Raw genomic sequence first — 10,748 nt, forward strand, 5'->3', positions numbered from 1 at the left:
CGGGTCCACGCCGCGCAGGGCGTCCTCGACGTGCTGGCCACACCCCGTCCAGGTGGCTTTGCCGCATTCAGGGCAGGTGATTCGACTGCACATGGCATTCCTCTCGACGGAGCGAAGCTATACCCCCAGGGGTACTTGGGTCAAATACGGGTGGGGGTATCCATCGATCCAAGAGCGATCCGCCCGTCGTCACCGAGAGCGGATGCCTCGCCTCAGCGCAGCACGAGGGCGGCGGCGCCGATCAGCGGGCCGTCGCCGGCGAGTCCGCTCGGCACGACCCGCGTCGCCCGCGAGAACGGCAGAGCCGCGCTCTCGCGCAGCGAGGCCTGCACGAGGTCGATGTAGTCGGGCGTGACGGTCGAGAAGCCCCCGCCGATCGCGACGGCCTCGAGGTCGATGAGGGTCGCGGCGTCGGCGAGCACGATGCCCACCGCCCGTGCCGAGCGCTCGATCGCGGCGCGCGCGACCGGGTCGCCCGCGGCGGCGTCGCGGGCGAGGTCCTCACCACGCTCGCCGCCCCACCCCTGGGCCTGCGCCCAGCGCACGCTCGAGGGGCCGGATGCCACGTGCTCGAGGGTCGGGCCGAATCCCTCGAACCCGGCGGGAGCCGACACCTGCCCGATGTGGCCGGCGTTGCCGGTGCCGCCGCCGACGAGCGCGCCGTCGACGACGAGTCCACCGCCGACGCCCGTCGAGACCACGATTGACATCGACGCGCGGGTTCCGGCGGTCGCGCCGATCCAGTTCTCGGCGAGCGCGATGCAGCCGCCGTCGTGGCGCAGTCGCACCGGCACGTCGCGGCCGACCACGCGCCGCACCGCATCGGCGAGCGCGAACCCGTGTACGCCGGGCATGTTCACCGGGTCGATCGTCTCGCGCACCGCATCGATCGGGCCGGCCGCGCCGATGCCGACGCCCACGAGCTCGTCGTCGGGGCCGAGCGCGGCGACGGCGGCGCTCACGACCGCGGCGGCCGCGGCATCCAATCGGGCCGGATCGGTGTCAGGCCCGGTAGGTCGCCGGGTGCGGCCGACGGCGCGCACGAGACCGGATGCCTCGACCAGCGCGGCTTCGATCTTCGTGCCGCCGAGGTCGACGGCGAGAGCGACGGTGCTCATGCGGGGTACTCCCCGGGCTACTGGGGGTCGAGACCGAGGTCGTCGAGGTCGATCGCCGCGAGCCACTGCAGGCCCTCGGCCTCGATCGCCGCCTGGGCGCCCGTGCGACGGTCGACGATCACCGCGACCGCGACCGGCTCGGCGCCTTCGCGGCGCAGCGCCTCGACCGCCTTCAGGGCGGACTGGCCGGTGGTCGAGGTGTCCTCGAGCACGACGACGCGCTTGCCCGCGACATCCGCTCCCTCGATCTGACGGCCGCGGCCGTGGTCCTTGGGCTCCTTGCGCACGACGAAGGCGTCGAGCGGGCGACCGGCGTGCACCGACTCGTGCAGCACGGCATTGGCGATCGGGTCGGCACCGAGGGTGAGCCCGCCGACGGCGACGATGCCGTCGACGTCGCGAATGAGGTCGAGCATGATGCGACCGATCGCGGGGGCGGCCCGATGGTCGAGCGTGAGCTTGCGCATGTCGACGTAGTACGTCGCCCGCTTGCCGCTGGAGAGGATGAAGTCGCCGTGGAACACGGCCTCGTCCTTGATGAGCGCGATGAGCGCCTGACGGTCGGATTCGAGCTCGGGCGTGGAGGCAGCGGTCACGCCTCCGAGTGTAGGGCGGGGCGCGGCATCCGCCCGTCACGCCGGACCCGCCACGACCCGGACTCGGCGTCGGGGGTGCGCCCTAGGCTGGGGCCATGCGGCTTGCGACCTGGAACGTCAACTCCATCCGCGCACGGGTCGTGCGCACCGTCGAGTTCTGCGTGCGAGAGAACATCGACGTGCTCGCCATGCAGGAGATCAAGTGCAAGCCCGAGCAGTTCCCCTACGCCGAGTTCGAGGCGGCGGGCTACCAGGTCGTCGCGCACGGGCACAACCAGTGGAACGGCGTCGCGATCGCGAGCCGTGAGCCCATCGAGGACGTCTCGTTCGCCTTCGACGGCATGCCGGGCTTCCAGAAGGGCTACGACGGGCCGGATGCCCCGCAGGAGGCCCGTGCGCTCGGCGCGACGATCGACGGCGTGCGGGTGTGGAGCCTGTACGTTCCCAACGGCCGTGGGCTCGACGACCCGCACTACCGCTACAAGCTCGAGTGGCTCGCCGCGCTGCAGGGCTACACGCGCGGGGCGCTCGGCGCCGACCCCGACCTGCCTCTCGCGCTCGTCGGAGACTTCAACATCGCGCCCCTCGACGCCGACAACGGCGACCCGACCGTCGTCGAGGGCGTGACGACGCACGTGTCCCCGCCCGAGCGAGAGGCGTTCCAGGCGCTCCTCGATGCGGGGCTCAGCGACGTCGTGCGGCCGCTCGTGCCGACCGGCTACACCTACTGGGACTACAAGCAGCTGCGCTTCCCCCGCAACGAGGGCCTGCGCATCGACTTCGTGCTCGGTTCGCACGCGTTCGCCGACGCGGTCGCGGGAGCCTCGATCGCGCGCGACGAACGCAAGGGGGAGATCCCGAGCGATCACGTGCCCGTCGTCGTCGACCTCGATCTCGAGGGTCCCGATGACGACGACCGCCCGATGATCTTCTGACCCGCGCCCCGCGCGCGCCCGGGATCGACGATCCGCTCGCGCGCGGTAACCGCCGCGATCAGCCCTGTTCGGCGGTGTACGCCTCGGGACCATGGGCCGCGGCCGCCGGATCCATCCACAGGAACGACAGGATGTTGCCATCCGGGTCCTCGAGGTCGCGCGAGTACATGAAGCCGAGGTCCTGAGCCGGGCGCGGCTCGACGCCGCCGGCATCCAGACCCTTCGTGAGCGTCGCATCGACGTGCTCGCGCGAGTCGCGGGTGAGCGCGATGAGGCTCTGGGCGTGGGTGCGGGGGTCGGCGAGGGGCTTGTCGGTGAAGGTCGCGAAGAAGTCGCGGCGCAGCACCATGAAGAACACGGTGTCGCTCCACACCACACACGCCGCGTTCTCGTCCGTGAACAGCGGGTTGATCTGGCAGCCGAGCGCCTCATAGAACGCGATGCTGCGGGTGAGGTCTTCGGTGGTGACGTTGACGAACACCATCTGCGGAACGGACATGGCCACTCCTCGGCCTCGGGCGCGCGGGCTGCGCGCAGGAAGAGCCTCGGTCCGCGTCGGCGCCGTGTCAAGTGCGCGCGCTCCTCTCCTCCGCAGGGGGGATGCCGCGGCGCATCGCCCGCCCATAGGTTGGAGGGATGTCCCCCCTTCCCCCGCCGCTGCGCCCGCTACCGCTCGGCCGGCGTGAGCAGCGCGTCGATCTGGTGATCGCCGCCGGGGTCTTCGTGCTCGCGCTCGTGAGCGTGGCGCTGTCGGCGATCGGCGGTCTGTGGGGTGCGGCGCAGGCGCCGCTCGCGGTGGGCATCGCCTACGCCGCGGTGCTGGCGGCGCCCCTCGCCCTGCGACGCCGGTGGCCGGGGATCGTGACGGCGATCGTGTCGGCCGCGTACTTCGTGGCGGTGACCGCCCACATCCCCGAGGTGCTCGTCGGCAACATCGCGGTGTTCCTCGCGTTCTACTCGATCGGCGCGTGGACGCCCAACCGCCGCCGCGCGAACCTCGTGCGTGCGGCGATCGTCGTCGCGATGTTCGCATGGCTCGTGGTGTCGATGTTCGAGGCCGCGACGACCGCGACCTCGGCCGACGTGCCCCACGGCGTCGCACTGTCGCCGGCGATCGCCCAGGTGCTGCTGAGCGTGCTGATCAACGTGCTCTACTTCGGCGCCGCGTGGGGCTTCGGCGACAGGGCGTGGACCGCCGGGGTGCAGCGCCGGGCGCTCGAGGAGCGCACCGCCGAGCTCGAACGCGAACGCGAGGTGACGGCCTCGCAGGCGGTCGCACTCGAGCGGGTGCGCATCGCCCGCGAGCTGCACGATGTCGTCGCCCACCACGTGTCGCTCATGGGCGTGCAGGCGGGGGTCGCGCGCACAGTGATGGCCTCCGACCCGGCGCTCGCGACCACCTCCCTGACGCAGGTCGAGGGGTCGGCCCGCTCTGCTCTCACCGAGCTGCGTCAGCTGCTCGAGACGCTGCGTACCTCTCCCGACGCGGATGCCGCACCCCAGCCGTCGCTGTCGCTCGACGCGATCGAGACGCTGGTGACGGATGCCGCGGCCGCCGGCCTCCCGACGACCCTCACGACGGTCGGCGCACCGTGCGAGGTGCCCGATCTCGTGCAGGTGAACCTCGTGCGCATCGCCCAGGAGGCGCTCACCAACGCGCGCCGTCACGGCGGCCACGACGCGACCGCCGACGTGCGTCTGCGCTTCGAGGCCGACGCGGTCGAGCTGGAGGTCGCGAACACCGGGCGGGTGGCGGCATCCGTCACCCCCGGCCTCGGGATGGTCGGCATGCGCGAGCGCGTGACGGTGTCGGGCGGAACCCTGGAGCTCATCCCCCGCACCGGCGGCGGCTTCATCGTGCGGGCGCGGGTGCCGCTGGCCCGGGTGGAGCAGACCTCGTGAGCGCGGTACGAGTGGTGCTGGTCGATGACCACGCGATGATGCGGGCCGGGTTCCGGGCGATCCTCGACGCGCAAACCGGGATCGAGGTCGTCGGGGAGGCGCCCACCGGACGCCGCGCGCTCGAGGTGGTGCGTGAGACGCGCCCCGACGTCGTGTGCATGGACGTGCAGATGCCCGACATGGACGGCCTCGAAGCGACCCGCCTGCTGACGGCGGACCCCGTCGTCGAGGCACGCGTGCTGGTGGTCACGACGTTCGACCGCGACGACTACTTGTTCCAGGCGCTCGATGCCGGAGCCAGCGGCTTCCTGCTGAAGAACGCCGGCCCCGAGGAGATCGTGCGCGCAGTGCGGGCGGTCGCGGCCGGCGACGCCCTGCTCGCGCCCGAGGTCACCCGTCGCGTGATCGAGCGGTTCGCCGCGGCATCCGCCGGTCACCCGCCGGTCACCGCTGCCCGCCCGACCGGCGCGGCCGACACGGTCGCCGACGCCGAACCGGCGGCGACCGATGACGCCCGCCTCGAACCCGCGCTCACCGACCGTGAGCGCGAGGTGCTGCGGCTGATGACCGACGCGCTCTCGAACGCCGAGATCGCCGCGCGGCTCTACATCGGGGAGGCGACGGTGAAGACGCACGTGTCGAACGTGCTGCGCGCTCTCGGCGCCCGCGACCGGGTGCAGGCGATCGTGCTCGCGTACCGGCGCGGGCTCGTCTGAGGGCCCGCCCGCCGCGCGGCGGAGGGGCACGCCCACACGATCCACCCGTGGGGGGAGGCGCGGGGGCTGCGGCATCCGTAGGTTCGAGACGACCCCCGAGGAGGATCCATGCTCGAACTGCAGGGTGTGACCAAGAGCTACGGCGGACGCCGGGTGCTCGACGGCGTCGGCTTCCGCGTGACCGGCGGCGCGCTCACCGGCTTCGTCGGCGGCAACGGCGCCGGCAAGACCACCACGATGCGCATCGCGCTGGGCGTGCTCGCCGCCGACGGCGGCACCGTGCTGCTCGACGGCGTCCCGGTGAGCCGCGACGACCGACGCCGCTTCGGCTACATGCCCGAGGAGCGCGGGCTCTACCCGAAGATGAAGGTCGGCGAGCACATCGCCTATCTCGCCCGCCTGCACGGCTACGGCAAGACGGATGCCGCGCGACAGGCGAACGACCTGCTCGAGCGTCTCGGGCTCGGCGAGCGCCTCGGCGACAACATCGAGACGCTCTCGCTCGGCAACCAGCAGCGGGCCCAGATCGCGGCGGCGCTCGTGCACGACCCCGAGGTGCTGATCCTCGACGAGCCGTTCTCCGGACTCGACCCGCTCGCCGTCGACGTCGTCGCCGGCGTGCTGCACGAGCGGGCGCAGCGCGGCGCCGCGGTGCTGTTCTCGTCGCACCAGCTCGACGTCGTCGAGCGCCTCTGCGACGAGCTCGTGATCATCGCCGGCGGCACGATCCGCGCGGCCGGCACTCGCGCCGAGCTGCGAGCGCAGCACGAGGCGCACCGGTTCGAGCTCGTCTCGGCGACGGATGCCGGGTGGCTCCGCGGCGAGCCGGGCGTCACCGTCGTCGAGTTCGCCGGCGGCCACGCCGTGTTCGACGTCGACGACGACCAGACCGCGCAGCGGGTGCTGCGCCGCGCGGTCGAGCTCGGTGACGTGGCGACGTTCACCGCGCAGCATCCTTCCCTCGCCCAGATCTTCAAGGAGGTCGTGAAATGACCCGTCTGCACCCCGCCGCCCCCTCGGCGGCCCAGGGCGTCTGGCTCGTCGCCGAGCGCGAGATCGGCTCGCGTCTGCGCAGCAAGGCGTTCGTGATCTCGACCCTGATCCTCTTCGCGATCGCGCTCGGCGGTGTCATCTGGGGCGGTTTCGCGGCGAAGAACGTCTCCGACACCAAGGTCGCGGTGACCGCCGAGACGGCGACCGTCGTCGCCGGGCTCCCGGGGCTCGAGGTCACCACCGCCGCCACGACGGATGCCGCACTCGCCGCCGTGCGCGACGGCGACGTGAAGGCCGCGATCGTGCCGTCTGCGGACGTGCCGGGGGCCGCGGCATCCACCTCGCCCTTCCCCTACACGGTCGTCGGCGACCAGGACGTGCCACAGAGCCTCGTCGCGCAGCTGAGCGCGACCCCGCAGGTGCATCTGCTCGACCCGCCGTCGACCGACGGGATGCTGCGCTACTTCGCCGCGATCGGCTTCGGCGTCGTCTTCCTCATGGCCGCCTCGACGTTCGGCGGCACGATCGCCCAGTCGGTCGTCGAGGAGAAGCAGACCCGCGTGGTCGAGCTGCTGATCTCGGCGATCCCGGTGCGGGTGCTGCTGGCGGGCAAGGTGATCGGCAACACGATCCTCGCGATGGCGCAGATCCTCGTGCTCGCGGCGATCGCGATCGTCGGGCTCTCGATCACCGGCCAGGACGCCGTGCTCACCGGCCTCGGCGCCCCGATCGTGTGGTTCGCGGTGTTCTTCCTGTTCGGCTTCATCCTGCTCGCGTCGCTGTTCGCCGCGGCCGGCAGCATGGTGTCCCGTCAGGAGGACATCGGGTCGACGACCTTCCCGCTCACGATGCTCGTGATGCTGCCCTACTTCCTCGTGATCTTCTTCAACGACAGCCCCGTCGTACTCGCGGTCATGTCGTACGTGCCGTTCTCGGCACCGGTCGCGATGCCGCTGCGGCTCTACCTCGGCACCGCGCAGGTGTGGGAGCCGATCGTGGCCCTGATCGTGCTCATCGCGACGTGCGTCGGCGCCGTGCTCGTCGGGGCGCGCATCTACCAGAACACGCTGCTGCGCATGGGCGCGCGCGTGAAGCTGAGCGAGGCGCTCAGCCGCGCATAGAGCTCAGGATGCCGCGGCCAGCGCGTCGGCGGCACGCACGAGCGCCAGGTGGGAGAACGCCTGCGGGGTGTTCCCGGCCTGGCGCTCGTGCGCGGGGTCGTACTCCTCCGACAGCAGTCCCAGATCGTTCGCCGCCCCCGCGGCGGCCGCCATGAGACGCTCCGCGTCGGCGCGCCGGCCGGTGTGGGCGTACTGCTCGACGAGCCAGAAGCTGCACGCCAGGAACGGATTCTCCGCACCGGCGAGCCCGTCGACCCCGCTCGAGGTGCGGTAGCGCCGCACGAACCCGTCGGGCATGAGGTCGCGTTCGATGCGGGCGACGGTGGCGACCATGCGCGGATCGTCGTACGCGCAGAATCCGACCTGAGCGAGGATCAGCAGCGAGGCATCCACCTCGTCGGTGCCGTAGTACTGGGTGAAATGACCGTCGGATGCCACGCCCTGCGCGGCGATCTCCGCGGCCAGGTCGTCGCGCAGCCGGCGCCAGTGCGCGACGGGTCCACGCAGCCCCGTGCTCTCGGCCGCGGTCACCGCCCGATCGAACGCCGCCCACAGCATCGCGCGGGAGTGGGTGAAGCGGCGCGGTTCGCCGCGGATCTCCCAGATGCCGTTGTCGGGCCGGTCGAGGCTCACCTCGGCGCGGCGCACGAGCGCGAGCTGCAGCGGCCACGAGTACTCGGTCTCGGCGAGGCCCGCCTCCCGGGCCAGCTGCAGCGCGACCATCACCTCGCCGACGACGTCGGCCTGGAACTGGGTGACGGCGCCGTTGCCGATGCGCACGGGCGCCGCCCCCTTGTAGCCCGGGAGACTCGCGAGCTCGCGCTCGGCGAGGTCGCGCTCGCCCGCGATGCCGTACATGATCTGCATCTGCGCGGGGTCGCCGGCGATGGCGCGCAGCAGCCACAGCCGCCAGTGGTCGGCGGCCTCGACGAACCCGTGCGCGACGAGCGTCTGCAACGTCAGCGACGCGTCGCGCAGCCACACGTAGCGGTAGTCCCAGTTGCGGGCGCCGCCGAACTGCTCCGGCAGCGACGTGGTCGCGGCGGCCACGATGCCGCCGGTGTCGGCGTGGCTGAGGGCGCGCAGCACGAGCAGCGAGCGGATCACCTCGGCCCGGTACGGACCGTCGTGCGCGATGTGGTCCGCCCAGTCCTGCCAGCCGGTGCGGGTCGCGACGAGCGCCGCGTCGACGTCGACCGGCTCGGGACGGTCGCGGAACGAATGCGACCACGTCAGCGTGAGGTCATGCGTGCCGCCCGCGTCGATCGATACGGTGCCGCGATGCACGTGGTCGCGCGCCTCGAGACGGATGCCCCGCACGGTCACCCGGTCGGGGCCGGCCGTCGCGTGCAGCTCGGGCACCGCACCGTCGAGCTGGCGCACCCACGGGATCGCCCGGGCATAGTCGAAACGCAGCCGCAGCGCGGTCTCGAACGGCACCCGGCCCGACAGGCCGACGATGCGCCGCACGATGTCGACGCGGTGCGGCCACACCGGCATGAACTCATGCACCTCGGCGACACCCGTCGCCGTCTCCCACCGGGTGACGAGCACGAAGGTGTCGCCGTCGTAGCGGCGGGTGACGGTCGCCGCGCGGTCGACGGGACGCAGGGTCCAGTGGCCGTGCTCCTCAGTGCCCAGCAGAGCGCCGAACACCGACGGGGCATCCCATCGCGGTGGACAGAACCAGTCGATCGACCCGTGCCGCGACACGAGCGCCCCCGTGCGGCAGTCGCTGAGCAGCGCGTATTCCCCGATCGATGCGGACACACCCCGATTCTGCCCCGCACCGGCGTCGCCGCGGCATCCGCGTCGTCGCGCGTGTCGAGGGCGTAGCGTGTGAGCGTGACCGACGAACGCACCCTCGTCATCCTCGGCGCCACCGGGGACCTGACCTCCCGCCTGCTGCTGCCGGCCCTCGCCCAGCTGCTCGACGCGGAACCCGACACGAAGGTGCGCCTGGTCGGCGCCGGCATGGATGCCGAGACGGATGCCGCGTGGCGCAGCCGCGTGAAGGCGGCGTTCGGCGAGGGCGTGGGGGCCGCGGCATCCGCCGTCGTCAAGGCGACCCGTTACGTGCAGTGCGACATCACCGCGACGAAGGACCTCACGGCCCTCCTCGCCGACGCAGGCGAACGCCCCGTGCTCTACTTCGCCGTGCCGCCCGCCGTCGCGGCCGCCGCGTGCCGCGCGCTCACCGGCGTGACGCTGCCGGCCGAGACGATCCTGGCGCTCGAGAAGCCGTTCGGCACCGACCAGCACAGCGCCGAGCAGCTGAACGCCGTGCTCGCGCAGCTGCTGCCCGAGCAGCAGATCTTCCGCGTCGACCACTTCCTCGGCCGGTCGATGGTGCTCAACATGCTCGGCGTGCGGTTCGCGAACCGCGTGTTCGAGCCGGTGTGGTCGTCGGAGAACGTCGCGTCGGTCACCATCCGCTACGACGAGTCGCTGGGCCTCGAGGGCCGCGCCGGCTACTACGACAAGGCCGGCGCGCTCGAGGACATGATCCAGAGCCACCTGCTGCAGGTGCTCGCCTTCGTCGCCATGGAGCCGCCCGCGACGCTCGGCGAGCGCGACCTGCGCGACGCGACCGGGGCGGCGCTGCGCGCCACCCACGTGTGGGACGACAACGCCGTGCACAGCTCGCGTCGCGCCCGCTACACGGCCGGCACGATCGACGGCACGGCGCTGCCGAACTACGTCGACGAGCCGGGCGTCGACCCGTCGCGGGGCACCGAGACGCTCGCGGAGGCCGTGTTCGAGGTGCGTACCGCCCGCTGGGAGGGTGTGCCGTTCACGCTGCGCTCGGGCAAGGCGATGTCGGCCCGGCTCGCCGAGGTCGTGCTGCGCTTCAAGCCCGTGCACCACCTGCCGACCGGCTTCTCCGGCGAGGAACAGGGCAGCGTGCTGCGGTTCTCGCTCGGCCCCGACGTGTTCTGCCTCGACCTCAACGTCAACGGCGCCGCCGACCCGTTCTCGCTCTCCCGCGCCACGATGCACGCCGAGCTCGGCGAGGGCGCGCTGAAGGCCTACGCGGAAGTGCTGTCGTCGATCCTCTCGGGCGACGCGGCCCTCGCCGTGCGCGGCGACGCCGCCGAGGAGTGCTGGCGCATCGTGCAGCCCGTGCTCGACGCCTGGCGGCGCGGCGACGTGCCGCTCGACGAGTACCCCGCAGGCTCGACCGGCCCCGACGGGTGGCCCCCGCTCGGCTGACGGCCGCGGCGCGGCATCCGCTCGCTCACTCGCCCCCGCGCGCTCTCACGCGGTCTCTTCACTGCCGCCGAATCCACACGTCGCCGCCGAATCCACCTCGTGCACACGCCGGCGCGGAGTGGAATGGGCGCGCAGATGTTGATTCGGCGGGAAG

At 72.4% G+C, this 10,748-nt stretch carries 10 protein-coding genes; 6 read left to right on the top strand and 4 right to left on the bottom strand.

The features are described from left to right. Positions 1-212: 212 nt before the first annotated feature. Positions 213-1,118 (bottom strand): ROK family protein, encoded by a 906-nt coding sequence (locus RR49_RS02410; RefSeq protein WP_045246376.1) that lies wholly within the window; start codon positions 1,116-1,118, stop codon positions 213-215. A gap of 17 nt (positions 1,119-1,135) precedes the next feature. Next, positions 1,136-1,714 (bottom strand): orotate phosphoribosyltransferase, encoded by a 579-nt coding sequence (gene pyrE, locus RR49_RS02415; RefSeq protein WP_045246377.1) that lies wholly within the window; start codon positions 1,712-1,714, stop codon positions 1,136-1,138. 95 nt (positions 1,715-1,809) lie between these two features. On the opposite strand from pyrE, the gene RR49_RS02420 reads away from it, so the two are divergent. After that, the gene (locus RR49_RS02420) at positions 1,810-2,649 is read left to right on the top strand and encodes an exodeoxyribonuclease III (protein ID WP_045246378.1); all 840 of its coding nucleotides are present in this window, start codon (positions 1,810-1,812) and stop codon (positions 2,647-2,649) included. Between the two features lie 58 nt (positions 2,650-2,707). Here RR49_RS02420 and RR49_RS02425 read toward each other — a convergent pair whose 3' ends face one another. Then, the gene (locus RR49_RS02425; protein ID WP_048809384.1) at positions 2,708-3,148 is read right to left on the bottom strand and encodes a VOC family protein; all 441 of its coding nucleotides are present in this window, start codon (positions 3,146-3,148) and stop codon (positions 2,708-2,710) included. Positions 3,149-3,285: 137 nt separating this feature from the next. Here RR49_RS02425 and RR49_RS15590 point away from each other — a divergent pair, with 137 nt between their 5' ends. From RR49_RS15590 to RR49_RS02445, 4 genes are all read left to right on the top strand, one after another. Next, positions 3,286-4,551: a sensor histidine kinase gene (locus RR49_RS15590; RefSeq protein ID WP_045246379.1), complete on the top strand. Its 1,266-nt coding sequence runs from the start codon at positions 3,286-3,288 to the stop codon at positions 4,549-4,551. 35 nt (positions 4,552-4,586) lie between these two features. Then, positions 4,587-5,267, top strand: a complete 681-nt coding sequence (locus RR49_RS15595; RefSeq protein WP_045246394.1) for a response regulator — start codon at positions 4,587-4,589, stop codon at positions 5,265-5,267. A gap of 108 nt (positions 5,268-5,375) precedes the next feature. Beyond that, complete coding sequence (locus RR49_RS02440) at positions 5,376-6,260, top strand: ABC transporter ATP-binding protein (protein ID WP_045246381.1); 885 nt, start codon at positions 5,376-5,378, stop codon at positions 6,258-6,260. Continuing rightward, positions 6,257-7,381 (top strand): ABC transporter permease, encoded by a 1,125-nt coding sequence (locus tag RR49_RS02445; RefSeq protein WP_045246384.1) that lies wholly within the window; start codon positions 6,257-6,259, stop codon positions 7,379-7,381. The genes RR49_RS02440 and RR49_RS02445 overlap by 4 nt, the downstream gene beginning before the upstream one ends. A gap of 3 nt (positions 7,382-7,384) precedes the next feature. On the opposite strand, the gene RR49_RS02450 is transcribed toward RR49_RS02445, so the two are convergent. Beyond that, positions 7,385-9,151 (bottom strand): glycoside hydrolase family 15 protein, encoded by a 1,767-nt coding sequence (locus RR49_RS02450; RefSeq protein WP_045246385.1) that lies wholly within the window; start codon positions 9,149-9,151, stop codon positions 7,385-7,387. Between the two features lie 75 nt (positions 9,152-9,226). Here RR49_RS02450 and RR49_RS02455 point away from each other — a divergent pair, with 75 nt between their 5' ends. Continuing rightward, positions 9,227-10,594: a glucose-6-phosphate dehydrogenase gene (locus tag RR49_RS02455; RefSeq protein WP_045246395.1), complete on the top strand. Its 1,368-nt coding sequence runs from the start codon at positions 9,227-9,229 to the stop codon at positions 10,592-10,594. The last annotated feature ends 154 nt before the right edge of the window (positions 10,595-10,748 follow it).

The sequence above is a fragment of the Microbacterium ginsengisoli genome (genome assembly GCF_000956535.1).
Lineage (GTDB): Bacteria > Actinomycetota > Actinomycetes > Actinomycetales > Microbacteriaceae > Microbacterium > Microbacterium ginsengisoli.

Bases quoted from the DNA above. Each gene is read 5' to 3' on its own strand.
- RR49_RS15590 (WP_045246379.1), top strand. From the start codon at position 3,286: ATGTCCCCCCTTCCCCCGCCGCTGCGCCCGCTACCGCTCGGCCGGCGT.
- RR49_RS02440 (WP_045246381.1), top strand. From the start codon at position 5,376: ATGCTCGAACTGCAGGGTGTGACCAAGAGCTACGGCGGACGCCGGGTG.
- RR49_RS15595 (WP_045246394.1), top strand. From the start codon at position 4,587: ATGATGCGGGCCGGGTTCCGGGCGATCCTCGACGCGCAAACCGGGATC.
- RR49_RS02420 (WP_045246378.1), top strand. From the start codon at position 1,810: ATGCGGCTTGCGACCTGGAACGTCAACTCCATCCGCGCACGGGTCGTG.
- RR49_RS02410 (WP_045246376.1), bottom strand. From the start codon at position 1,118: ATGAGCACCGTCGCTCTCGCCGTCGACCTCGGCGGCACGAAGATCGAA.
- RR49_RS02445 (WP_045246384.1), top strand. From the start codon at position 6,257: ATGACCCGTCTGCACCCCGCCGCCCCCTCGGCGGCCCAGGGCGTCTGG.
- RR49_RS02425 (WP_048809384.1), bottom strand. From the start codon at position 3,148: ATGTCCGTTCCGCAGATGGTGTTCGTCAACGTCACCACCGAAGACCTC.